The following is a 24,783-nucleotide window of genomic DNA, read 5'->3' on the forward strand; positions in this document are numbered from 1 at the left end:
TTGCCTGCGCTGCTATTTCAGAAAAAAGGGCGACTCGAACAAGCCGGTCATTCGGATCGAATCTGCAGCTTTGGCCATACGCGGACCAAGATCATTCTCGACATAATCCTCCCGTGCACTGAAACGGGGTAGACCGCAGGCAAGCGCCACATAAAGACCGTCAGACGTCTTCCCCAACGGTGTACCCAATGCGACGATATTAGGACGCCAGTCCCCGTAGGATGCACAGAATCCTTCGGTACGACACCGTGTGATCGCATCTGCTGTCAAACTGGAGTGTTCCTCGAATTCATCGGGGAAGTTGTGGCGAAGATTGGCCAGCATATCGTATAGATCCTGCCCTTCCAGCAAGGACAACAACGCCCGCCCGCTCGCAGACCGATGTAGCGGGCCGGTGATGCCCGGTTCGGGAACGTGGGGAAAGCTGGTCGGGTTCCCGACCGAATAGACCTGCACAAACTGGTCGCCCGAAATCACTGCCAGTGTGCAGTTCCCCGAGCTCATCTCCGCGATTTCCCGCATCGGCCCGACGAGCTGGTGCCGCCAGCGGGTGGCCGACAGCACCGGATAGGACAAAGCCAGAATGCGCGGTGCCAGCAGGAACTGCCCCTTCGGATCACGCCGCAGATACCCCATGTGGATCAGGGTTTTGCACAGCCGCGACACCGTCGCGCGGTTCAACCCCAACTGACGGGCAATTTCCGCATTTGAAAGACGATCCACACTGTCGTTGAACAGGGCCAGAATCTCCAGCCCGCGCATCAAAGTGGACGAAAGCGCATGATCGACTGCATAAGATGCTTCCGGCTCTACCTCGCCTTCATCCGCCCATTGGTTGAGGATCGTCTTGCTGTCCGTCAAAGGATTTCTTGCTCCCGATATTTCTCTATTTCCTGTTCGGTCAGGTTCAACAACCTATTATAGATGTAATCATTGTCTGCTCCCAGCGATTTCGCAGCCCAGCGGATTTCTCCGGGGGCATTTCGGAACCGTGGCACAAGTCCTTGCATGCGGACCTCTCCGAAATCCTCGTCCTCAACCGGAACGATTGCATTGCGGGCCTTGAACTGGGCATCCTCGAAAATCTGGTCGATGCTGTATATAGGGGCAATGGTGCCGTTAGCCTTGTGAAACGCGGCCAGAACCTCTTCCAGTGAATGGGATGCAATCCAGCCGCCAAAAATCCGGTCCAGCTCTGCCGTATGGGCAACGCGGGCCGCATTCGTAGCAAAGCGTTCGTCGTCAACCAGCTCGGGCTGACCGATCGCAGTTGCGTTGTAGCGGAAAGTGCGATTGGTCGATCCGGCGAGAGAAACATAACGCTTGTCCGCTGTCATATAGACATCCGAAGGTGCGGAATAGGTGTTCTTGTTTCCCACCCTTTCGCGCACATCGCCCAGTTGGTCGTATTCGATCGCCAGTGATTCGAGCGTGCGCAAAACAGCCTCTGTCAGCGCGAGATCAATCTCTTCGCCTTCGTCCTTGTCCGACAGCTTTACCTTCAGAAGCGCTGCACAGATGGAAAAAGCACCGAAGATTCCGCCGATGGAATCGGCCAGCGGATAACCGGTGTGGACAGGCGCACGATCCGGATCGCCGGTGATATGGGTCAGCCCGCCCATAGCCTCGAAGATACGCGCGAATCCGGGTTGGGTGGCATTGGGTCCATCCTGCCCGTAGCCGCTTACGCGAAGAACCACCAGTTTGGGGTTGGCCTTCCACAGTGTATCAATATCAAGCCCCCAGCGCGCCAATGTGCCGGGGCGGAAATTTTCAATCAGAACATCACTTTGCGCCACCAGTTCAAGGAACAGCTTCGCCCCGTCCGGCTTGCGCAGATCAAGCGTGCCGTGGCGTTTGCCGCGGTTCGTTACCTTCCACCACAGGGATTTGTTTTCCTTGAACGGAGGAAAGCCGCGCAGACCGTCGCCAACTCCGGGGAGTTCGAGCTTTACCACTTCAGCGCCAAAATCCGCCATAAGAGACCCCGCCATAGGACCGGCAATAATCGTGGCAATATCAAGAATGCGAAGACCGGAGAGCGGCCCGGACCCTTTTTCAGTAGTCGTCATTTCTTTCCTCCAAATGAAACGTATTTGACAAACGTTACGATATTTGAAATATATAGGTCAAGAAGTACGAATATTAAACCTTGGGAGGGGGCTGTGAACTTCGAACATTCTCAGAAAACGCTTGATTTTCAGGAGCGCGTTACGCGATTCTTCAACGCAGAGGTCCTGCCCCGCCACGGGGATTGGGTCCAACAGGTGATCCGCGAGGGCAGAGAAGCCGATTTCCTCCCGGAATTGCGCCGCAAAGCCCGCGCCGAAGGTTTGTGGAACCTCGCCCTTCCCGAACTCGCGGAAACCGAGCCGGGCAACCGCCTGAGCAATCTGGAATTTGCACCACTGGCCGAAATCATGGGCAAACTGCCCTGGGGGTCACAAGTCTTTAACTGTCAGGCCCCTGATGTGCCCAATATGGTGATGCTGCAATCTCTGGCGACACCCGCGCAAAAACGCCGTTGGCTGGATCCTTTGCTGGAAGGCACCACCCGTTCCGCCTTTGCCATGACCGAACCGGATGTAGCCTCTTCGGATGCCTCAAACATCGGTACACGGATGGAGTTTGAGGGGGATAAGATCCGGATAAGCGGGCGCAAGTGGTTTGCCACAGGCGGCGGCCATCCTGACTGCTCCTTCCTGATCGTCATGGGGGTCAGCGATTCCGATGCGGCCCGCACTGCGCGGCAAAGCATGGTGATTGTTCCGACCGACACGCCGGGCGTAAATATCACCCGCAACCTGCGCTATCTTGGCTGGGAGGACCACGTCGCCCCCATCGCGCAGATCGAACTTGAAAACGTTGTAGTTCCTGCAAGCAACCTGCTTGGCGAACGGGGCAAAGGGTTCAAAGGGGCGCAAGTTCGCCTTGGGCCGGCGCGGGTTCATCATGCCATGCGCTGCATCGGTATGGCAGAAATGCTGGTTGAACTGATGATTGCCCGCGCACGGGAGCGCACAGCCTTCGGGCGCAGCGTTATTGATTACGACACGACCCAGCGCTGGATCGGAGAAGCGCGGGTTGAAATCGATATGAACAGGCTGGCCGTGCAACACGCTGCTTGGCTGCTGGATCAGGGCGGCGAAAAGGCAAGCTGGCGGCCCGTTTCCATGATCAAGGTTTCGGTCCCCAACATGCTTCAGAAAATTGCCGACCGCGCCTTGCAGATTTTCGGAGCCATGGGCGGCGTGGATGATGTGCCGATCCACCACGCCTTTACCTATGCCCGCTGGTTCCGCATCGGTGACGGGCCGGACGAAGTCCACCTGCGCCAGATCTTTCGCACCGAACCGCAGCCGGACTGGACCATCGCGACCAGTCCCTATGTTACAGTCCCCGAGATTGCAAAAGCACAGATGAAAGCGGCGGAATGACCATGACCAGATCCCTAACCCCCAGAAAAATCGCCCTGTTCATTGCAGCCATTCTATCGGCACTGCTCGCAGCCCAATCCGTCTATGTTGCCTATGCCGGCCCGTGGGACATCGCATTCGGGCGCAACATGCTGCTTGGGGCAGCGGTCGTGATTACGCTTCTCGCCAATCCGCTGTTTACAGAACCGGACGCCCCAAAAGCCAAACGCATCTTCGGGGGCGTTATCGATATGGCGCTTATCGCGCTGGTCATTGTGGCTGCGATACGCTTCACCGAAGTAGAGCGACTGACCGCTCTGACCTTTTATATCTTCACGCCTTATGACGCATGGATCGCTCTTGGCGGTTGCGTTGTGCTGCTAGAGGCAACCCGCAGGCTGTTCGGTCTGCCGATCGTCATTATTGCCGCGCTGATGCTGGCCTATTGTTTTTACGGCTATGTCTTGCCCGGTTTCCTGAACCACGCGGGCGTGGATGTGAACCGTGCCATGCAGAATATCTGGTACGGCTATCAAGGTGTCTTTGGCATGCCGACCGGCGTTGTGATCCGTGTGGTGCTGGTCTTTGTGGTCTTCGGTCTGATCCTTGAAGGTACCGGCGCCAGCGATGCGCTGATCCGCACCTCTGTCGCGCTGACAGGTGGCACACGCGGCGGTCCGGCACATTCCGCAGTTGTTGCCAGTGCGCTGTTCGGGTCCATGTCCGGCAGTGTAACGGCCAATGTTGTCGGCTCCGGGTCCTTTACCATCCCGATGATCAAGCGGCGCGGGTTTTCTCCGGCGATGGCCGGCGGAATTGAAGCCGCTGCCTCTACCGGCGGGCAAATAGTTCCACCGGTCATGGGCGCAGCGGCCTTTCTTATGGCCGATCTGACGGGCGAGCTTTACGTGACAATCGCGCTCGCCGCGTTGATCCCGGCGCTGTTTTTCTACGGTTCCCTGTTTGCAGCGATTTCGGTGCAGGCGGCGGCTTACGGCATCCAGCCGATCCCGAAAGAAGAACGCATCCGCCTGAACCGCGCCGATTACATCGCGTCCCTGCAATTTGCCCTGCCGATCCTTGCGATTGTGGCTGTGCTGGTGACGGGACGTTCCCCTGCAATGGCCGGTTTCGTTGCGGTGATCCTTGCGCTCGTGCTCGGACTGTTTCGCAAGGACAACCGCCGCGACCTGACGCGCTATTTCCAGATTGCGGCTAAGGCAGGCAAGTCCTGCGCGGCCATTCTGGTAGCAGTTGGCTGTATCGGCATCATCCTTGGCGTACTGAACCTGACTGGGCTTGGCCTGACCTTTGCCTCTATCATCTCAACCTTCAGTGAGACATGGTTGTTCGGTTCCCTCCTCGTCACCGCATTTGCTTGCCTTGTGCTTGGGATGGGGATGCCGACCCTGCCCGCCTATCTGATTATTGTGCTGGTGCTTGGACCTGTCATGACCAAACTCGGCGCAGAGACACTGGCCGTGCATATGTTCGTCTTTTATTTTGGCGTGCTCTCCGCGATCACACCGCCGGTGGCAATCGGCGCCTTTGCGGCGGCCCCGATTGCGCAATCCAATCCGATGCGCACCGCATTTGTGGCGGTCCGCCTTGCACTGGTCGGCTTTGTGATCCCGTTTATCTTTGTCTACGAACCGTCGCTTCTGCTGATCGGGGAGTTTGATCCCGTCGGTTTCCTGCGGGTCTGCGTGGCACTGGCCCTTGCAATCTGGCTGTTGAACACCGGCCTCGTCGGTTTCGCCGCCGAGCGCCTGACACCGGCCAGTCGTATCCTGCGCATCGCAATCGCCGCCGGTCTGGTGGTGCAGATACCACTTCTTCAATACGCGCTGATCCTGATCGCCATCGGGGTGCTGGTTCTGCCAGGGCGCATCGGCACCAATGGGAACGGTGCCGCAGTTTCAACATCTAACATCAAATCCTAGGGAGGAATTTAAGGATGAAACATACGATCAAAACCACAGCGATGGCGGTGGCCACCGGAGCGGGTCTGCTGCTCGCCGGTGTCGCGGCTCAGGCGGAAACCCTGCGCATGGCGTCACTCGGGCAGGCTTCGCCAACGACAGTGTTCTCTATCGCTGCATCGCAGATCATCAAAAAAGAACACGGATATTCAACACAGCTTTCGACAGGATCGTCTGCAGTCCGTCAGGCTGTAGAGGCCGCAAACCAGCAGCTTGAACTGTTCGTAACGGCGGTATCCATCAACGGCTACCTGAAAAACGGGACGCGGATGTATAAGGACATGGCGAACGCGCCAGAGCTCTTTGGCAACCTGCGCAGCATCATGAACTATCCGCTTGGCGCCTATCACGGGATCACCTGGGCGGATTCCGGCATCAACAGCATGCAGGATATTAAAGGCAAGAAAGTCTTTATCGGCCCGCCTTCCAGTGCAGGCCGCACCGTGATCACGCAAGTCATCGAAGGTGTAACAGGGTTTAAGGAAAATGCCGATTTCGAACCGGTGAACCTTGACTGGGCTTCTGCCGAGCAGGCCTTTCAGGACCGTCAGCTTGATGTCTACTTTGTACCTACCCCGATCCCGAGTTCGGAACTGCAGCAGTTGTCCGCCCTTGGCAAATTCCGTGTGCTTGGCATTCCGGACGACAAGATCGAAAGTGACGGAGTGAAAGCCGCCTCTAACGTTCCGGGACGGGAGTTCGACTTTCTTCAGCCGGGCACATATTCCGGTCAGGTGAACGAGGAACCGGTGCGAATGGTCAGCTCCATCGTTGGGCTTGGCACCAACAAATGGATGTCCGAGGAAGTTGCCTACAACATCACAAAATCCATCTTTGAAAACAGCGCCGATCTGGTTGCTGCAGCCAAATGGATGGAAATCATCACCCCGGAAAACGCGCTGAACCAGATGAATGCGCCTCTGCATGTGGGTGCACTGAAATACTACCGCGAAATCGGTGTCGAGGTTCCCGAAGACCTGATCCCGCCGGAAGCGAAATAATACCTCTCCCCGCAATTCATCCCTGTGGCGCAGTCTGTGCCACAGGAACCCTTTGACCGCCCCAAGCCTGCTGAAAGACCGGACATGGAACTTTTCTACACCAAAGCGGATATCGCGTTTCGCGATGAAGTCCGCGCCTTTCTGGACACCCACCTGCCACAGGAACTGTCGGATACTTTTTTCAACTTCAAGCGTCACAGCTGGGAACAGATGATCCGCTGGCACAAAATCCTTGCGAATAAAGGTTGGGTCGCGGCCCACTGGCCGGTTGAACATGGCGGCACCGGCTGGACGCCAATGCAACAATATATATTTGACTCCGAAGCGATGATGGCCGGCGCCCCGCGTCTGCGCCCCTTCGGACTGAAGATGATCGGTCCCGTTCTGATGCGCTTTGGTACGGACGCACAGAAAGAAAGGTTCCTGCCCCGCATCCTTTCTGCCGAAGATTACTGGTGTCAGGGGTTTTCCGAACCCGGCGCCGGTTCCGATCTGGCAAGCCTCAAAACCCGCGCCGTGCGGGACGGTGATGATTACATCGTGAACGGTCAGAAAACATGGACGACGACAGCACAACACGCCAACTGGATGTTCACGCTGGTGCGCACCGACCCGCAGGCGGAAAAACCCCAAGCCGGAATTTCGATGCTGTTGATCGACCTCAGCAGCCCCGGTGTAACCGTGCGCCCGATCCGCACCATCGATGGCGATCATCACGTGAACGAAGTCTTTCTTGAGGACGTGCGAGTCCCCACAAATCTTTTGGTCGGGGAAGAGAACAGGGGCTGGACCTGTGCGAAGTTCCTGCTGGGCAATGAGCGGGTCAGCATCGCCAATGTCGGGCAGAGCAAGGCCGAAATGTCCCTCCTTAAACGGCTGGCGCGGGATCGAAAAATTGACGGCGTGGCTTTGATTGACGATCCGGTATTCGGTGCGAAACTGGCCGATCTGGAAGCGGATTTTCTGGCGCAGGAAGTCACCAACCTGCGCATGCTGGCCGGTATCAAACCGGGAGGAGAGGTCGGCCCGCTGTCGTCCCTGCTCAAACTGCGCGGCTCTGAAATCCAGCAGCGGATTCAGGAACTGGCAATGGAAGCAGCCGGTGCCGATGCCGCCCCGTGGCGGGCGGATCGTGCTGCAGGCGGCGGAAACGGGGACGATTACGGCATACACGGCTGGCTGACCTCCCGCGCCTTCACAATCTTTGGCGGTTCCAGCGAGGTGATGAAAAACATCGTCGCCAAACAGACACTCGGGCTTTGAGGAGAGCATGATGGATTTTGCACCCAACAGCGAACAACAAATGATTGCAGACAGCTTCGCCAAAGTGTTTGCCGCCGCCGGTGAACCGCGCAGCGTTTGGGAGGAACTGGGCGAACTAGAACTGTTGCGCCTGACATGGCCTGAAGACTTGGGCGGATTCGGCGCGGGTTGCTCCGATCTGGTTGCGGTTCTTTCGGAAGCCGGTGCCAGCGGCGCCCCCGAACCGCTGATCGGTGCCGCCGCCCTGCCCGGTCTGGCCCTGACCCGCGCTGGCGCCGCGGCCCCAACTGTGCCGGACGGCGAAATTTGCCTCGCTCTTGCGGATACCAACTTGCACCTCGCAGACGGAAGGTTGACCGGCTCCGTCAACGTCGTGCCCGGCGCTGATGTGGCGGACACACTGCTGTTGTGTCTTCCCGATGATCGCCTTGTTGCCCTACCTGTTGACGCCAAGGGATTGTCGCTTGAGGTTTATGAACTGCTTGACGGGCGCGGTGCGGCAGATCTTCACTTTCAGCAGGTAGAATTGTCGCAAGGGTCCGTCGGCGGACCAACTCCCGGCCTGCACGCATGGCTTTGTGATGCAGCCGCGATGGCATTTGCGGCAGATGCACTGGGCGCAATCTGCGCGATTCGGGACATGACGCAAGAGTATCTGAAAACCCGCAAGCAGTTCGGCAAAACCCTGTGCAGCTTTCAGGCTTTGCAACACGCGATGGTGGATATTTACCACGACACCGAGCATTTTCTGTCTCTGGTCCATCTGGCTGCGAAAACCTGTGACAGTGACGATGTCGCGATGCGGATGCGAGCTGTTTCATCCGTGAAACGTTATCTTGGCGGGCGGATGCGGGATTGTATTGCCTCGGCCATACAGCTTCACGGCGGCATCGGTGTGACCGAAGAATATCCGCTTGGTGCGTTGGCCAAACGGGTGATTGTGGCGGACCTTCTGAACGGCAGTAGCGCCAGCCATGGCGCAAGGCTTGCACGATTGATCGCAGAAGAAACACGTGCGGAACTGAATATAACAGGACAAGAAAAGGACGTCGCCTGAACATGAGCACCCCACCCGAAACCGAAGTCCGCACCGAACGGAACGGCAGCGTTCTGATCCTGTCTCTGGACGGCGCAAAAACCCGAAACAGCATCTCGCCACCGGTTTATAAGGCGCTGCAAACAGAAATTATCAATGCTGGCACCGATAATAGCGTTCGCGCGATCGTGCTGACCGGACTCCACGGGTTTTTCTGCTCCGGTGGCAATATCGCCAACCTGCGCAAAAGCGCTGAAAGCAGCCTTGCGGATGTGTCCCGCAACACGGATGCGCTGAATTCGATGATCCTGTCGATCCGCCACTGCCCCACACCTGTTATCGCCGCGGTTGAAGGCGGTGCGGCGGGGGCGGGGGCCTCACTTGCGCTGGCTTGTGACATGATCGTTGCAGCAGAGGACGCCAAATTCACTGTGGCCTATGTCAAGGTCGGGCTGGCACCGGATGGCGGCGTCACCCATTTCCTGAGCGAAGGCCTGCCCCGTCAGCTTGTTTCTGAAATGTGCCTCACGGGGCGCCCTGTGGAGGCGACCCGTCTGCATGATCTCGGCCTCGTAAACAGTATTGCCCCAACGGGCGGCGCGCTGGAGGCCGCAACGAAACTGGCCACTTCACTGGCCGCAGGCGCGGTTGGAGCGATGGCGGTTATCAAGGCGGAAATCGCCGCCGCACCCCATAACGATCTTGCCAGTCAACTGGTGCTGGAAGCCAAAGGCATCAACGCCGCCCGCTACGGGGATGAAGCCGCCGAAGGTTTGGCTGCATTTCTGGAAAAGCGGAAACCGGATTTTGCAGGTCAGGGATAACAGGGGGCGAATATGATTACCGACACGGAAAAGCTCGACAGGTTGCTGGCAGATGTTCACGCTTGGGTGCGCGATGTGGCCCATCCGAACGAAGACCGCGTGGCAGAGGCCAATGAAGTCCCCGCTGAAATTGTGGCAGACATGGCAGAACGCGGCTTTTTCGGCTGGTCCATCCCGAAAGAATATGGCGGCTTGGGCCTGACCACCGAGGAACTGGTCATGGGCGCGATGGAACTGTCCCAATGTGCCGTGGCCTACCGCGCCCGCGTTGGCACCAACACAGGGATCGGCTCTGAAGCACTGGTTGCGGATGGGACGGATGCGCAGAAAGAAAAATACCTGCCCGCTATGGCGCGAGGGGAACTGACGGGCTGTCTGGCGCTGACCGAACCAAACGCCGGTTCAGAGGCAAGCAACATCGAAACCACTGCGCGGCGTGTCGGGGATCATTACGTGCTGAACGGCATGAAACGCTACATCACCAACGCCCCGATTGCGGATGTGTTCACTGTATTCGCGCGCACCGATCCGGACAGCAAGGGCGCAAAAGGCGTGTCTGCCTTCATTGTGGAACGAGGCTTTGAAGGCCTGTCCACAGGTGCGCCTTACAAGATGATGGGGCAGAGCGGATCGCCCGTTGGCGAGGTCTATTTCAAGGACTGCATCGTGCCCGCAGAAAACCTGTTGGGGGAAACCGAAGGCACCGGATTCAAGACTGCGATGAAAGTGCTGAACAAACAGCGCATCCATCTGGCAGCCCTTTGTACCGGCCCTGCGATCCGGATGCTGGATATGGCGATGGATCATGCCTGCACCCGTCAGCAATCGGGCCAGAAGATCGTCGATTTCCAACTGGTTGCAGCCCTGCTGGCCGATTGCCGCGCCGAGATTGAGGCCGCCCGTCAACTGGTCCTGTCAACTGCACGGGCGCGGGACGAAGGCAAGGATATCGCGCTTGAGGCGTCTATTTGTAAATATTTTGCATCAGAGATGTGCGGACGGGTTGCAGACCGCTGCGTTCAGGTGTTTGGTGGCGCCGGATATGTCGCCGACCACAGTTCCATAGAACGCTATTACCGCGACGTGCGCCTGTTCCGTCTTTATGAAGGTACAAGCCAGATCCATCAGTTGAATATCGTGCGCCAGATGCAGCGCAGGCGTAAAGAAGACAGTGTAGCGTGACGACAAGACTTCCCCATGGCAGGCCAACCCACCGAGGTATGATGTGAGCGAACTGGCCCTAGCCATCGCACCGGTCTTTGTACTGGTCATCATGGGGAACCTGCTGCGGCGGATCAATCTTGTGGAAGAGTCCTTCTGGAAACACGGGGCGCGGCTTGGCTATTGGGTACTGATACCGTCCCTGCTGTTTTACAAGCTGTCCACCGCCGACATTGATATCGGTCTGATGGTGCCGTTTTCCATCACGCTTTGTGGGGCATTTTTCATCGTAGGTGCGATTATTCTGGTAATCACCCGCTGGCTGCGGACCCCCGCCCCGACACGCGGGTCCGCCTTACAAGGGGCCGTTCGGCACAATTCATTCATGGCGCTTGCTCTGGCAGAAAACCTCTACGGTACTGAGGGGCTGTCACTGGCCGCGCTGGCCTCGGCGGTTTTGGCAATGGTTACAAACCTGTCGATCGTTCCGGCATTGCTGATGCTAAAGGCCGACACGAAAGAACATTCCATGATGAAACAGGTCTGCCGCGACCTGCTGCACAATCCGTTCATCTTGTCTATCAGTGCCGGTCTGGCGGTCAATTTTCTGGTGGAAGACCGGATTCCGATCCTGCACGATACAACGGCTATGCTCGGCGCGGTGGCCCTACCGCTTATGCTGCTGTGTGTCGGGGCCGGTTTGCGGGTGCGCGGGTTGCGCGCGGGCATCGCTCCACTTGGTCTGTCGATCGTCGGACGGTTTGTCCTGTTCCCGCTGTTTGTCCTGCTGATGCCCTTCGGGCTCGGCTTTCAGGAGATGATGATCCTGCTGCTCTTTGCTGCGGTACCGACAGCGCCCTCCTCGGTTGCTTTGGCCACAGAGACTGGTGGCGATGTGCCAGTGATGAACGCAATCATCACCGTGCAAACCGCGCTGGCATTTTTCACCATTCCCCTGACCCTGGCGATCGGCGCTATGGTACTGAATTAGTCCAGCGGATAATGGGCCATTTCCGCGGCGATTTCATCGTCGATCGGCGTATCATAAGTCTGCAAAAGATAGCCTAGAACCGAATAGAATCCGACGGTCGCGATCAGATCGATCACCGCCTTGCGCCCGATTACCTCTGCCAGTTCAGCCTCTTGCGCCGGAGACAGTTTTTTATCGTCGATCAAGGCATCCACTGCACGCACGATCAAGCCATCTTCCCCTTGGGGCATATCGCGGATCGCAGCGATGCGGGCGTCTTCCATGCCAAGCGCGCGGGCGCGGCTGACGTGATGGGCCCATTCGTAATCCGAACCAAGCCGCACACCGGTGCGCAGGATCACCACCTCGGAACGAACCGGCCCGAGGTGGCTGTCCTTTACCACGTGCTGACGTAACGGCGCCCAAGCCGCGAGCAGTTCGGGATGATGGGCCATGGTACGATAGACGTTCAGCTTACCTGCAAAATCCTCCCTCAGATCGGCAATTTCTTCAGGCCAGTCCGCGTCCGGAACAGGGGGGCAGGGCGAATGTGTCATGGGTCTACCTTTCGTCGTCCGACCGCAGTCCTACCGCGGATTGCAGCCAAGTAAAATGCGATGTTTCGAAGTTAGGAGCTGTTGCGTTTGTAGGCTGCGTAAGCGGCAACCAGATCCTGCACGATCAACCCGTGGGACTTGTAGGCGGTGATTTCTGCATCGTTTCTCCGCCCTTCCGCTTTCCCGTCCAGTACCGCTCCGATTTCGGTAATGCGGTAACTCTCATCAATCACGCCCGCCTGACGGGCACCAATGAATTCACCTGCTTCACGGCTGGCACTTTCGCAAGAATCCGTGAAAGCGTTCAATCGCGCCACGGCCGCATCGTCAATCTCGCGACTGTCTGCAAGGCTCGCCCCGACAAGGTTGATATGTTGTCCGGCTTCCAGAAGGTCGCCCGACAAAAACGGAGTACGGGAGGCCGTCGTCGTGTGTATTACATCGGCGCCCCTGATTGCCTCTGACAGATCGGTGATAACATTGATCCGGCCGGACTGGCCTGAGAACCGTTCGGAGAGGGCACGCGCTTTTTCCACCCGTCGAGCCCAGATGCGAATGTTTGCTCCACTGAAACAGTGCAAAGATGTACGAACGTGCCATTCGGCCTGCTCGCCCGCCCCACAAACAGTAATAACCTTTGGGTCAGGTCGCGCCAAGGCGCGGGTGGCAACCATTGACATGGCGGCAGTGCGCATCGCGGTGATCCGGTCCGCATCACAGATGACCAGAGGACTGCCGGTTTCGCTGTCAAAGAGGGAGACAAATCCCTGATGGCTCGACAAGCCCATTGCGGGGGCTTCCGGAAACAGGCTGAGGATCTTTGCCCCGTGCACCGCAGGTGTCCCGAGGCTGCCATACATCACCCCGATGCGCCCCTTCTCATTGACGGGTGCTGCAAAACGGGGGGGATGGCTGGCCGCCCCGCGCGACACAGAGATCATCGCTTTCTCCAGCGGATTAAACAGATCCGCAAAGGTGATCAACTGCGCGAGCTTTTGCGCGTCGAGAAACACAGGACTGGCCATTAGCGTTGTTTTCTTTCGGTTATTTGGGCGAGTAGGTGTAAAAGGATGATCCCGCAGCTTAACGGAACAACACTGCCCACCAATGCCATGTTCACCCCGAGGCCGGGGGAAAAACGGTTGCTGCTGCGCCACAGAAAACCCCGTTCAAAGTTCATATTCGGCCCGTAAAAGGAATAATAGAGCACCGGCAGCAGAAAAATTCCGATAGCCAGTGCAGAGATGCCAAGTCGGGTCCAACGTAGAGTGGCCGAGCCTGTTTCTTTTGGCGTCACCACCCGGGGATCGAGTTTGCGTTTGAACGCACAGGTTGCACCAAGCAATCCCGCCCAGATCATCAGATAGCGGGCAAGTTCCTCGGTCCACGTGAAGGGAAAGTCAAACCCGTAACGCGCCCAGATTTGCAACAAAACGGTCACAACCATCGCCCCGAGAGCAAGTTTGGCAAGGGTCAGGCAAACGCGGTCTACTGCCGCGCTTGCCTGTTCTATCGCTTTCATTGACGGGTCGACTCTGCCAGTGCGCGGAAATCGTCGACCGATCCCGCAGGCATCAAAGCTTCATAGGCTTCGGCGCTGCGCTTCTTCAGGTCGGCGTAGGCCTCGGGCTCCAGTTCGGAAACGGTCACGCCTGCTTTTTTCAGGCCTTCCAGCTCACCGGCGGCGGCTTTGATGGTCCATTCACGGTTCTTGGCATTGGCTGTTGCGACAGCCGTGTCTACCTTGGCGCGGGTTTCGTCATCCAGATCCGCATACCAGTCTGCCGACATCAGCGCAGAACGGAACGGCGTACCTGCACCGATGTTTGTGTAATGCTTCAGGAATTCTGTGTGGCGGAATATCAGCGCGACAACCGGCGGATTGAAGTAGCCGTCCACGATACCCTGCTGCACCGCACCGGCAAATTCCGGCATGTCGACCACGACGCCCTGCACGCCCCATTCCTTGAACAGTTCGATCTGTGTGGAATCAATCGCCCGCAACCGCAGATCGGCCATATCCTCGACTTTGGTGATTGGTGTTTTGGCATTAAATACACCCATCGTACCGCCAAGCCCCGGCAAACCGGCTATCTTGATGCCCTGCGCTTCCATAGAGGCTTTGACCCCGTTCAGAAGTTCACTTTCGGTATCTTGGGTCGCTCTGAAAAAGTGCTCCATATCATCGAACATGTAAGGCGCAAGGAAGCCGAGGATGTTCTGATCCACCTCGTTAATCATAACGAAGTTCGTCAGACCGAATTGCAAAAGCCCCTGACTAAGTTGGTCCACCACTTCGGGATCTTTCCCAAGGGCGCCACCGGTAAAGACATTGGCTTCCAGCCCCTGTTCCTTCAGGCTTGCAGCCAGATCTTCTGCGTAAACATAATCGGAACAGGCCGCTACGGGCGGACATCCAACCGCAATTTTAATTTCCTGCGCAAAGGCGGGCGCGCTGGTCAGCAGCAGGGTTGCTGCAGCAATAAGGGTTCTTTTCATAGTACTCTCCTGTTGTTTGTTTTGTTTGAATTAACGGATAAGACCCAAGGCCCGCGGAAGTGCGAGCGTCAGGTCGGGGACAAGAATAAGCAGGACCAGCAGTGCGATCTGCACCAGCAGGAATGGCAGGATCGCAAGGCTGAGCCGCAGGTAATTCACACCACTGGCCGAAGAAATCACCATCAGGCACCCTCCGAACGGAGGCGAAATCAGCCCAAGCGTCAGGTTCAGGCAGCTTACCACCCCGACATGCACAGGATCGGCGCCACCTGCGATTGCTGCGGGGATCAGAACCGGCACAAGCAGAACCAGTGCCATGGACACATCCATCACCATTCCGGCAGCAAACATGATGCCGCTGGCCAGCAGGAAATAGGATGTGCTGGTCAGCCCCGCGCTTTGCACCAGAGAGGCGATCTGATCCGGCACCCGCAGGATGCCCATCAGATAACCAAAGACAGCGGCAGCGAAGAGGATCATGAAGATGGAGCCGGTCAGCATGGCTGTGCGTTCAACCGATTCCGACGTCAGCCGTGCAGTGTCGATCAGGGCACGGCGGGGGCCGTGACGGTTCAGCAATGCGTAGAAAAACACAAGAACGAGCGTGATAGCGACAGCAATGGCTGCGGCTTCAGTCGGGGTGACTACGCCGAACACAATCCCTGCGACTATGGTGACAGGGATAAGAAGTGCCGGCAGCGCGCGCAATAGTGTGGGCAAGACAGGAGGCAGTGATTCTCCTGTTCCACCGGGGTGGTTTTCCCGCCGTGCGATCCAGAAGTTGTAAGCGAACAGAAACAATGCCATCAGCAGACCGGGCACGATCCCGCCGGCAAACAGGGCTGCGACAGAGACATTCATCAACGCGCCGTAAAAGATGAATACAATGCTTGGCGGGATGATCGGCCCGATCACGCAGCTTGCCGCTGTCAGCGCCGCAGCGAAATCCGCCTTATAGCCTTTTTCCACCATCGCAGGCACCAGCGTGTTGGTTGTAGCCGCTGCATCCGCGACCGCCGAGCCGGAAATACCGGCAAGGAAAACACTGGAAGCGATGTTCACATAACCGAGCCCGCCTTTCAGCCGCCCGACCCCCAGCATTGCAAGATCGATCAGCACCCGCGTGACACCACCCTTGGTCATCGCTTCACCCGCAAGGATGAACAGAGGCATCGCCAGAAAGGTGAACACATCTATCTGGCTAAAAATTCTCTGGGGCAGAATCCCCAAATATGCGCTATGATCCGTCAGCACAAAGGCCAGCACAGCAGCGGCGCCAGCGATATAGCTTATCGCCACGCCCGAAAATACTGCGGCAAGCGCAAATATCAGTAAAATTATCCAGCCCATATCATCTCCTTGATTGCAGAATGATTTTACGATAGGAAAAAAGTCAAGGAATTTTCTTATCGGAAAAAACAATGGCGACTGGCAAACCTGAAATCCCTCTGGAAAACAAGCGCGCTGCTTTTGGTGCAATGGTACAGACCCTGCGGCGCAGTCAGAACCTGACGCTCCAGCAAGTGTCCGATGCCAGTGGACTGGCCGTTTCAACGATTTCCAAAATCGAAAACTCCCACCTCTCGCCCACCTACGATGTGATGCTCAAGCTGGCTCAGGGACTGGGGACCGATATCGTTTCCATTCTGGACGGGGCGTCGGCAATGGAACCGAAACCATCCCCGTTGGGACGGCTTGCCGTTTGTCGCAAGGACGACCTGCCCGATCTGGACGCAGGGCATTACCTGTTCAACCCGATTGCCACGCAGTTGAAGAACCGCCTGATAGACGCCACTTATGCGACAGTCCGCGCGCGGGAGTTCTCCGAATTCAAGGCGCCAATCCGCCATGCCGGTGAAGAACTGGTCATCGTTCTGAGCGGCGCTGTCGATCTTTACACCGATCTTTATGAGCCGATTCGACTGAATGCAGGGGACAGCGTCTATTACGATGCGGTCATGGCCCATTGCTATGTTTCGGTCAGCGAGGAAGACGCGGTGATCCTCAATATTGTTTCCGGTGCTTCAATGGATAAGGAATATTTGAATGCTAAATCGTGAAGAATGGGTCTCTCAGGATCTGGTTGGGTTAAGCGAACTTGCTGCGAAAGGCGATGTGTCCCGCCGCGAGATCCTGCAAACTGCAATCCGCGAAATTGAATCCCGAAATGAAGCTGTGAACGCGGTGGTTCTGACGCGGTTTGAAGAAGCGCTCGACCATTTGGATAAAACCGACAAGGCAGACCGCTTTACAGGGATGCCCTATCTGATCAAGGACTTACACGCACCGGTCAAAGGGATGCCCCTGTCGAATGGCAGCGAAAAATTTGTCGGAACTGACATGGGGTTTGATTCCACCACGGTTTCAAGGCTGCGAAACGCGGGTATCGCCCTTTTAGGCCGTACAGCCTCTCCCGAATTCGGACTGACCATTACGACCGAAAGCCGCGCATGGAGGGCGACCCGCAATCCGTGGAACCTTGACCGCAGCGCGGGCGGTTCGTCGGGCGGTGCAGGGGCTGCAGTCGCCAGCGGCATGGTCCCCGCTGCCCATGCCACAGACAGTGCCGGATCGATCCGCATTCCCGCTGCCTTTAACGGATTGGTCGGGTTGAAGCCGACACGGGGCGTCAACGCAATCGGCCCCCACCGCGGCGATCCGAACTTCGGGATGAGCCATGAACATGCGGTCAGCCGCACCGTCCGCGATACCGCTGTCCTTTTGGACATAACAGCCGGGCCGGATGCCGGATGCCCCTATTTCACACCAGCACCCGCAGGAGGCTTTGAAGCCCTTTGCAAGTCCGCCCCTGCCCCGTTGCGCATCGGTTTTCTGACCGACAGGTTCGACGGAAAATCTATTGATCCGGACAGTGCTGCTGCAGTTACACATACCGCGAAACTTCTGACCGACCTTGGACACTCGGTTGAAGAGGCAAGGCCAGATTTTGATTTTGAAACCCTGACCTCCAATGCCTTCCGATTGCTTGTCAGTTCGCTTGCCGGATTCTTCCCGCCGGAATTCTGTGAAGGTCCGATGGAAGGGTTTGAACCGATGACTCGCAAGTCCATGCGTTATGCTGCGCAAGTCGGGCTGCACGACTACCTGCAACGGGCGGCTGTCGTGAATACCGAAGTGCGCAAGATGTCAGCATTTTTCAACACATATGACATCCTGTTAACCGCATCGACCAACGGCGCTGCGCAACCCCTTGGTGTGGCGCATTTGGATCAGGATATTGAATTCGACGCCTTTGTTGATCTGGTTTTGGACAAAAGCCCGTTCTCGGTGCCGTTCAATGCCTCCGGCCAACCGGCCATATCGCTGCCCGTGCACCAAACCGCTGAAGGTATGCCTATCGGTGTACAACTGGTCAGCGGCTTCGGGCAGGATGGGAAACTACTACAACTTGCAGCACAAATTGAAGCCGCTTCCGACTGGAAGACTGTCGCCAATTGAACGACGGTCACGCCATTCTATGAAACTGCAACAACGAAATAAGAAAGGATTGGGTCATGCCAATTGAAACCATCGGCGGAACTGTAAAACTGCCGGACGGAACACCTGTTCCCCTGTCAAAAGCTGTAAAGGTTGGTGATTTGTTGATGCTGTCGGGCCAACTTGGTTTCGGTCCGGACGGACGGATCGTTGAGGGAGGGATCGAGGCCCAGACGAAACAGTGTATCGAGAACGCGAAAGCGGTGCTGGCAGAGGCCGGTTCGGATCTGTCACAGGTCGTTAAGGCCTCCATCTGGCTAACGGACACGGCAGACTTCGCAGCGTTTAATCGCGCCTATGCGGAATATTTCCCGTCCCATCCGCCCGCGCGCTCGGCGGTTTGTTCGGGCCTGATGGTTCCCGGTGCCGTGGTCGAAATCGAATTTATCGCCCATCAACCGGCCTGATCGGGCTCCGCTGGTTCGCCAGTCTGCAAGCGCTGGGGTTCTGTACAAATGCAGAAAACCTCGGCGTCCTGCGGACCCGCACTCAGATAGGCGTGCCCCATGGTGCTGTCGAGATAGATACTCTCACCCGCTTTCAGTGTAACCGGCGCATAAAACTCGGTATGGACCTCAACTTCGCCATTGATCACAACAAGGAACTCCTCGCCTCCATGCTTCTCCAGCGCGCCGAAATCCGCCAGAGAAGACGCTTTGATCTTTGCGTGGATCGGGACCATCCGCTTGTTGGTCAGATCGGAACAAAGATAGCGGTAGACGTAATTGGGCGTGTCTATCACAACGCCATCGCCCGCGCGTGACGGTGAAAAACGGCTGTTGGGCACCTGTACCGCACCAGCGCTGTCGTCCTCGCCGATCAACTGCCCGACGGTCAGCTCCAGCCCGTCGGCAAGGCGCAGCACTTTATCAAGCGTCGGGGACAAAGCCCCGTTTTCGATCTTGGAGATGGTCGAAACCGAAACGCCGGAAAGCTGTGCAAGACCGTTCAGTGTCAACTGGTGGGCCTTGCGCAAATGTCTGAGGCGGGCCCCCAAATCATTTGGTGTGGTCATCGGATTGGTCCCTCTGAACAGGCGGAGTGGATGGTCGTAGAACAATAACGGAGTTCCACTAAAAGGGAAACTATTTTCGTATACGATAATTTTTTGTTGCTTTTTGAAAATCCACCGATAGCCTGAAATCCAAGGGAATCGCCGCGAAGGGGCAAGTTTTTATGTCAGAACCTACCATGACAGCTGATGTGATTGTTATCGGCGCCGGTATCGCCGGAGCATCGGTTGCAGCCAATCTGTCGGAAAGCTGCACTGTCATTCTGGCCGAAATGGAATCCCAACCGGGTTATCACACCACCGGACGGTCTGCCGCAGTCTTCGCACCAAGCTACGGCCCCGCCGGGGTTCGCGCGCTGACACGGGCCTCCCGTGCATTTTTCGATACGCCACCAGAGGGATTTTGCGATGCCCCGCTGCTCACCCCTCGGGAAATCCTGATGATTGCCCGAGACGATCAGGGTGCAGCACTTGATGCGCTGATTGAAACCGCATCCCGTGATACGGCTGTGGAACGGCTTGATGCGTCGGGCCTTCAAGATCACCAACCCTTGCTGCGTTCGGGTTATGCCAGTGCGGGTATGCTGGATCGGGGCGGACAGGATATTGATGTGGCAGCCTTGCACCAAGGCTATCTCCGCCTGTTCAAAAAACGCGGAGGCACCCTGCTGCGCAATGCCGAGGTATTGTCGCTTCAGCCCGACAGCACAGGCTGGACGGCTGACACCAAGGCCGGCACGCTGAAAGCACCAGTTGTGGTAAATGCCGCCGGTGCTTGGGCAGACCGGATCGGTGAACTGGCGGGCGCAGAGACCATCGGGCTGAAACCCAAACGCCGCACCGCGATGATGGTGCCGGAACCGGCAGGATTTACCCGCCGCGACGCGCCAATCACAATCGACATCGAAGAACAGTTCTACCTGAAGCCCGATGCCGGACGGTTGCTGCTGTCCCCCGCCGATGAAACACCGAGCGATCCCTGCGATGCGCAACCCGATGAAATGGACGTGGCGATCTGTGCGGACCGCATCATGACGGCGTTTGAACTCGATATCCGCAGGATTGAAAACAAATGGGCAGGATTACGGAGTTTTGTGGCGGATAAGGAACCCGTCATTGGATTTTCCACACAGGCAGAAGGATTTTTCTGGATGGCCGGACAGGGCGGATATGGCATTCAAACTGCGCCCGCCGCCGGTAGGCTGGCAAGTGCGCTTGTTCAGGGAAAACCGGTGCCAGACGACCTGATAGATCACGGGTTTGATCAGACACTTGTCGCTTCCGGACGCAAGGGATTGGCCGCATGATCTGGATCGTCCCCTTCATCGCCGCCGCCTTGCTGGCCTCCGGTCTGGCACTGGCTTATGTGATCGGGGGGGCTGCTGCGCTGACGTTTATCCTGTCGGACAATTCCCGCTATCTGGCGGTGCTGCCCCAGAAGGTTTTCTCCCAGATCAGCATCTTCTCCCTGCTGGCCATGCCATTGTTTATACTCGCCGGCGAATTGATGAACCGTGGTGGTGTCACCAAATCCCTGATCGATTTGTCTATGGCTCTGATCGGGCGGCTGCGCGGAGGGCTGGGTCACGTGAACATCATGACATCGGTGTTTTTCGCAGGGATTTCAGGATCAGCCGTGGCGGATGCGGCTGCCCTGTCAAACACGCTTGTACCAGCCATGCGGGAACGGGGGTACAGTGCGGAATACGCCGGTGCAATTACCGCGGCATCTTCGATCATTGGCCCGATTGTACCACCTTCGATCATTCTCATCTTTTATGGCGCGTTGATGCAGACATCTGTGGCCGCGCTTTTCGTGGCAGGGATCCTGCCCGGCCTGCTGCTGGCCGCCGTACTTTTCGCAGTAAACGCTTGGTTCGCGTGGCGCGAGGATCACCCCCGCGTGGAAAAAGGCGACGCCCCTGCCCTGCTGCCCGCAATTTTCAAGGCGCTGCCGGCATTGTGCCTGCCAATCATCATCGTCGGGGGCATTGTGCTCGGGTGGATGACCCCGACAGAAGCTGCTGCCGTTGCCGTCTTTGCGGCCGTAATTGCCGCCTTCTTTTATTCCCCGCTCTCTTTGAAAGATATGTGGGAAAGCTTCACCCGCACCGCCATTCTGACCGGATCAATCTTCATGATCCTTTGCGCCGTCGCAGCGTTCGGCCATCTGGCCGCTCTGGAACGCATTCCACAGGCCATAGCCGGTCTGGTGGAACAAATGGGTCTGGGACCGGTCGGCTTTTTGCTGGTGATGAACCTGATTTTCATTATCGCAGGCATGGTGATGGATGTGCCCGTTGCACTGGCACTGCTGGTCCCGTTGCTGGCGCCTGTCGCGCTCGCCAACGGGGCGGACCCCGTCCATCTGGGGATAGTCATCTGTTTCAATCTGTGCATCGGGCTGGTGTCGCCACCTTTAGGGGGATGCTTGCTGATCGTCTCTACCGTCACGGGCGTGGATTACTGGAAGCTCGCCCGCGCTGTGCTGCCCTTCGTCGTCGCCGAAATCATCGCACTGGGAATACTCGTCTTTACGCCGGAAATCAGCCTCTGGCTGCCCCGGACGCTGGGACTGTGGAAATAAGACCAACCAACTTAACAGGGAAGGAAACTATCATGAAACTGACAAAGATCCTGACGGCCTCTGCCGTTGCACTGAGCTTTGCACTGCCCTCTGCGGCAGAAGTCAAAATCGCGCTGGACAGCCCGCCCGATCTGGAAAAATCCGGCACTTACGTCTGGGCCCATACTTTTGGCAACTACCTGAACGCCAACGGCATCGAGGCTGCGGAATACGAACGCAATTCACTGGGTGAGGAAGCCGAGCGGCTGGATCAGGTCAGCCAGGGGCTGCTGGAAGTATCCATGTCGGATGCAAAATCCGCTGGCACGCTGGACTCGACGATTTTTGGTTCCATGATGCCTTACTTCTTCGATGATATGGCGCAACTGGACACCGCCCTTGATGAAGGCGGAATGCTGGCAAAGATCAACGAAGGCACAACGCCAAAGGGCGTGCGAGTGCTTGATCTGGTGATGACTGGTACACCCACCGGCATTTTCACCACCGAAGTTCCGATCCGCAAGTTCGAGGATATGCAAGGCGTTCGGATGCGTGCGCTGGACGAAGTGCAAATCAACACGTTTGAACAATGGGGATCCAAGGGCACAATCGTCTCATGGTCCGAAGTGCCAAACGCGCTGCAAACCGGCGTGGCTGGCGGCTACATCAATCCGGCGTTTGTGCCACTGACTTACGGGCATACGGCTTTCATCAAGTATTTCACCAACGCCCAGATGAGCCCTTCCGTCCGCGTCGCGATTGCTTCTGAGGATTGGTACCAGTCCCTTTCCGACGCCGAACGCGAAATCGTGCAACAGGCTGTGGATGCGGCCCACAAAGCCAACCGTGAACTGGTATCCGACGATTCCGAAGTGCTCAAGCAACTGGAAGAAGCGGGTATAGAAGTGATCGAACTGACACCCGAAGAACGCGCCAAATTCCGCGAGGCAAGCCAACCGCTGTATGAGTCCACCAAAATGCCAGAAGGTGGTCTTGAGGCTTGGAACAAAGCGGTCGGGCGCTAAACCATGCGGGCGATCTCTGATATTCTGAACCGGCTGTCATGGGGGCTGAACCGTGTGGCCCTGATCGGCGCAGCGCTGGCGGTTGCCGTGATGCTGGCCGCAGCCGGTTGGCAGGTGATCGCCCGATACCTCTTGCATCAGCCGCCTGTGTGGACCGAAGAACTGGCAAGGTTCTCTATGGTCTGGGGCGGTTTGCTTGGCGCATCCTGCGCCTATCGGTACCGGCTGGACCCGACGTTGTTTCCCAATGCGCTCAAGGCGGCCGGGGCAAAGGGTCTGGCATTTACTCTGGCACGGTCCTTCGGGGTCATGTGCTTTGTACTGCCTATCTTGTGGTTCAGCTTTTTCGGCCCGAATACCAATCCCGCGCGGGGCTATATCGCGCGGCTGGCAGGGCGGCAGACCGAAACTATGGACCTGCCAATGGTGGTCTTTGGTATCGCGATACCGCTCGCCTTTACGCTTATTCTAATTCACGTGCTGGCCGATCTGGTCCGTGCCATCGCTGATCTGAGGACTGCGAAATGAAACTGTTTATGGCTTCTTTGGCTACTGAAACCAATTCCTTCTCCCCGATCCCGACAGGGTGGAGCGGTTTTAAGGAACATCTTTATACCAAAGAGGCTTCTCGCGGGGATGCAGGGCTTTATGCAGCGGCTGCAACGCTTTGGCGCAAGAGGGCTGAAGCTTTGGGATGGCAGGTGGCCGAGGGTCTGTCCACATACGCCCAGCCCGCAGGTCCGACCGTGCGTTCAGTCTATGAAACCATGCGGGACGACATACTGGACGACCTGCGCGCAGCCATGCCAGTGGACGTGGTCCTGATGTCCATGCACGGTGCGATGATCGCGCAAGGATACGACGATTGCGAAGGCGATATGATGCTGCGCGTCCGTGATATTGTGGGGCCAGATGCGGTAATCGGACTGGAACTTGACCCCCATTGCCACCTGACGGAACTGATGCTCGACAATGCCACAGCGATCATCTGCTACAAGGAATACCCCCATATCGACGTGGTGGAGCGGGCCGAAGAACTCTTCACCCTGTGCGCCGATGCGGCAACGGGTAAAACCCGTCCGGTGATGCGGGATTATGATTGCCGGATGATGGCGATGTACCATACCCCGTTCGAACCGGTCCGCAGCTACGTGGACCGGATGTCAGAAATGGAAGGACAGGACGGCATCCTGTCCGTTTCATTGGTCCACGGCTTCCCTTGGGGCGACAACCCACGCTGTGGAACCCGCACACTGGTGATTACAGACGGAGATGAATCGCTGGCAGGGAAACGGGCCAAAGCGCTCGGTCAGGAACTCTGGGAGATGCGCGATGAACTGCGCCGGTTCCCAAGCATGGCAGACGGGATAGACAAGGCGGTTGCCCTGAATGCAGCGCCTGTGGTTCTGGCAGATTTTGCCGATAACGCAGGGGGTGGCGCACCATCAGATTCAACCTTTGTGCTTGTCGAAGCCATAAAGCGTGGACTGAAAGATATTGCCTTTGCCACCTTCTGGGATCCGGTTCTGGTGGGCATGTGTATCGACGCCGGAGAAGGCGCGGAAATGGACGTTCGGATCGGCGGCAAGATCGGCCCCATGTCCGGCGATCCGGTAGACCTGAAAGTTGTGGTGCGCGGGATCAAGCGGGACTCGGTCCAGCATCTGGGCAGCGCCGAAATGAATATGGGCGATTGTGTCTGGCTGGAATCCGACGGCATCCATATCGTTGTGAACACAAGGCGCACACAGACTTTCCACCCCGAAGCATTTACCAACCTTGGAATTGATCTGGCGGCACTGAAATACATTGTCGTAAAATCCTCGCAGCATTTCTATGACGGCTTTGCCCCGATTGCAGCCGAGGTGATCCACCTCGGCACACCGGGGGCAATCACCCCTGATTTCACTATAGTGCCTTTCACCAAACGGGACGGGAACTACTGGCCCAAAGTGGAAAACCCCTTCACCTAG

General features: G+C 57.3%; 24 protein-coding genes. 16 read left to right on the forward strand and 8 right to left on the reverse strand.

Going from position 1 to position 24,783, the window contains the following annotated elements; genetic code table 11:
- Positions 1–12 precede the first annotated feature (12 nt).
- Both C0U40_RS11480 and C0U40_RS11485 read right to left on the reverse strand, forming a co-directional pair.
- Complete coding sequence (locus tag C0U40_RS11480) at positions 13–861, reverse strand: IclR family transcriptional regulator (RefSeq protein WP_101655929.1); 849 nt, start codon at positions 859–861, stop codon at positions 13–15.
- Positions 858–2,072: a CaiB/BaiF CoA transferase family protein gene (locus C0U40_RS11485; protein ID WP_101655930.1), complete on the reverse strand. Its 1,215-nt coding sequence runs from the start codon at positions 2,070–2,072 to the stop codon at positions 858–860. Before C0U40_RS11485 ends, C0U40_RS11480 begins: the two co-directional genes overlap by 4 nt.
- A gap of 93 nt (positions 2,073–2,165) precedes the next feature.
- Between C0U40_RS11485 and C0U40_RS11490 the strand changes: the two genes are divergently transcribed.
- The 8 genes from C0U40_RS11490 (at position 2,166) to C0U40_RS11525 (ending at position 11,674) form a co-directional block, all read left to right on the forward strand.
- The gene (locus tag C0U40_RS11490) at positions 2,166–3,437 is read left to right on the forward strand and encodes an acyl-CoA dehydrogenase family protein (RefSeq protein ID WP_101655931.1); all 1,272 of its coding nucleotides are present in this window, start codon (positions 2,166–2,168) and stop codon (positions 3,435–3,437) included.
- A gap of 2 nt (positions 3,438–3,439) precedes the next feature.
- Positions 3,440–5,359: a TRAP transporter permease gene (locus C0U40_RS11495; RefSeq protein ID WP_180957681.1), complete on the forward strand. Its 1,920-nt coding sequence runs from the start codon at positions 3,440–3,442 to the stop codon at positions 5,357–5,359.
- A gap of 14 nt (positions 5,360–5,373) precedes the next feature.
- A complete protein-coding gene (locus tag C0U40_RS11500) occupies positions 5,374–6,399 on the forward strand; it encodes a TAXI family TRAP transporter solute-binding subunit (protein ID WP_101655933.1) in 1,026 nt (341 codons plus the stop codon).
- Positions 6,400–6,483: 84 nt separating this feature from the next.
- Positions 6,484–7,662, forward strand: a complete 1,179-nt coding sequence (locus C0U40_RS11505; protein ID WP_101655934.1) for an acyl-CoA dehydrogenase family protein — start codon at positions 6,484–6,486, stop codon at positions 7,660–7,662.
- Between the two features lie 10 nt (positions 7,663–7,672).
- Positions 7,673–8,719 (forward strand): acyl-CoA dehydrogenase family protein, encoded by a 1,047-nt coding sequence (locus C0U40_RS11510; RefSeq protein ID WP_180957682.1) that lies wholly within the window; start codon positions 7,673–7,675, stop codon positions 8,717–8,719.
- Positions 8,720–8,721: 2 nt separating this feature from the next.
- Complete coding sequence (locus tag C0U40_RS11515) at positions 8,722–9,522, forward strand: oxepin-CoA hydrolase, alternative type (protein ID WP_101655936.1); 801 nt, start codon at positions 8,722–8,724, stop codon at positions 9,520–9,522.
- A 12-nt stretch (positions 9,523–9,534) separates the two neighbouring features.
- Complete coding sequence (locus C0U40_RS11520; protein ID WP_101655937.1) at positions 9,535–10,704, forward strand: acyl-CoA dehydrogenase family protein; 1,170 nt, start codon at positions 9,535–9,537, stop codon at positions 10,702–10,704.
- A 43-nt stretch (positions 10,705–10,747) separates the two neighbouring features.
- Positions 10,748–11,674, forward strand: coding sequence for an AEC family transporter (locus C0U40_RS11525; protein ID WP_101655938.1), 927 nt, complete (start codon positions 10,748–10,750; stop codon positions 11,672–11,674).
- Here C0U40_RS11525 and C0U40_RS11530 read toward each other — a convergent pair.
- The 5 genes from C0U40_RS11530 to C0U40_RS11550 form a co-directional block, all read right to left on the reverse strand.
- On the reverse strand, positions 11,671–12,210 hold the full coding sequence (locus C0U40_RS11530; protein WP_101655939.1) for a carboxymuconolactone decarboxylase family protein: 540 nt from the start codon (positions 12,208–12,210) through the stop codon (positions 11,671–11,673). The two genes, C0U40_RS11525 and C0U40_RS11530, sit on opposite strands and share 4 nt — an antisense overlap.
- 71 nt (positions 12,211–12,281) lie before the next feature.
- Entirely contained in the window at positions 12,282–13,235 is a 954-nt protein-coding gene (locus tag C0U40_RS11535; protein ID WP_101655940.1) for an ornithine cyclodeaminase family protein, read from the reverse strand.
- Positions 13,235–13,732, reverse strand: a complete 498-nt coding sequence (locus tag C0U40_RS11540) for a TRAP transporter small permease (RefSeq protein ID WP_101655941.1) — start codon at positions 13,730–13,732, stop codon at positions 13,235–13,237. Before C0U40_RS11540 ends, C0U40_RS11535 begins: the two co-directional genes overlap by 1 nt.
- On the reverse strand, positions 13,729–14,709 hold the full coding sequence (locus C0U40_RS11545) for a TRAP transporter substrate-binding protein (protein ID WP_101655942.1): 981 nt from the start codon (positions 14,707–14,709) through the stop codon (positions 13,729–13,731). The genes C0U40_RS11540 and C0U40_RS11545 overlap by 4 nt, the downstream gene beginning before the upstream one ends.
- A gap of 30 nt (positions 14,710–14,739) precedes the next feature.
- Complete coding sequence (locus C0U40_RS11550) at positions 14,740–16,059, reverse strand: TRAP transporter large permease (protein WP_101655943.1); 1,320 nt, start codon at positions 16,057–16,059, stop codon at positions 14,740–14,742.
- Positions 16,060–16,130: 71 nt separating this feature from the next.
- On the opposite strand from C0U40_RS11550, the gene C0U40_RS11555 reads away from it, so the two are divergent.
- Genes C0U40_RS11555 through C0U40_RS11565 form a run of 3 tightly spaced genes read left to right on the forward strand, consistent with a single transcriptional unit; the run spans position 16,131 to position 18,614 of the window.
- Positions 16,131–16,769, forward strand: coding sequence for a helix-turn-helix domain-containing protein (locus tag C0U40_RS11555; RefSeq protein ID WP_101655944.1), 639 nt, complete (start codon positions 16,131–16,133; stop codon positions 16,767–16,769).
- Positions 16,756–18,168 (forward strand): amidase, encoded by a 1,413-nt coding sequence (locus C0U40_RS11560; protein WP_101655945.1) that lies wholly within the window; start codon positions 16,756–16,758, stop codon positions 18,166–18,168. Before C0U40_RS11555 ends, C0U40_RS11560 begins: the two co-directional genes overlap by 14 nt.
- Before the next feature lie 56 nt (positions 18,169–18,224).
- Entirely contained in the window at positions 18,225–18,614 is a 390-nt protein-coding gene (locus C0U40_RS11565) for a RidA family protein (protein WP_101655946.1), read from the forward strand.
- On the opposite strand, the gene C0U40_RS11570 is transcribed toward C0U40_RS11565, so the two are convergent.
- Entirely contained in the window at positions 18,602–19,222 is a 621-nt protein-coding gene (locus tag C0U40_RS11570) for a helix-turn-helix domain-containing protein (protein WP_101655947.1), read from the reverse strand. The genes C0U40_RS11565 and C0U40_RS11570 overlap by 13 nt on opposite strands.
- 161 nt (positions 19,223–19,383) lie before the next feature.
- On the opposite strand from C0U40_RS11570, the gene C0U40_RS11575 reads away from it, so the two are divergent.
- Genes C0U40_RS11575 through C0U40_RS11595 form a run of 5 tightly spaced genes read left to right on the forward strand, consistent with a single transcriptional unit; the run spans position 19,384 to position 24,783 of the window.
- Positions 19,384–20,526, forward strand: a complete 1,143-nt coding sequence (locus C0U40_RS11575; protein WP_101655948.1) for an NAD(P)/FAD-dependent oxidoreductase — start codon at positions 19,384–19,386, stop codon at positions 20,524–20,526.
- Positions 20,523–21,806 carry a TRAP transporter large permease gene (locus C0U40_RS11580; RefSeq protein ID WP_101655949.1) on the forward strand — a complete coding sequence of 428 codons (1,284 nt, stop codon included), beginning with the start codon at positions 20,523–20,525 and terminating at the stop codon, positions 21,804–21,806. The genes C0U40_RS11575 and C0U40_RS11580 overlap by 4 nt, the downstream gene beginning before the upstream one ends.
- Positions 21,807–21,838: 32 nt before the next feature.
- Positions 21,839–22,810: a TRAP transporter substrate-binding protein gene (locus tag C0U40_RS11585; protein ID WP_101655950.1), complete on the forward strand. Its 972-nt coding sequence runs from the start codon at positions 21,839–21,841 to the stop codon at positions 22,808–22,810.
- 3 nt (positions 22,811–22,813) lie between these two features.
- Complete coding sequence (locus C0U40_RS11590) at positions 22,814–23,338, forward strand: TRAP transporter small permease (protein WP_101655951.1); 525 nt, start codon at positions 22,814–22,816, stop codon at positions 23,336–23,338.
- Entirely contained in the window at positions 23,335–24,783 is a 1,449-nt protein-coding gene (locus tag C0U40_RS11595; RefSeq protein WP_101655952.1) for a M81 family metallopeptidase, read from the forward strand. Before C0U40_RS11590 ends, C0U40_RS11595 begins: the two co-directional genes overlap by 4 nt.

Origin of the sequence: Neptunicoccus cionae, from assembly GCF_002860325.1 — a bacterium.
Classification (GTDB): Bacteria; Pseudomonadota; Alphaproteobacteria; order Rhodobacterales; family Rhodobacteraceae; genus Amylibacter; species Amylibacter lutimaris.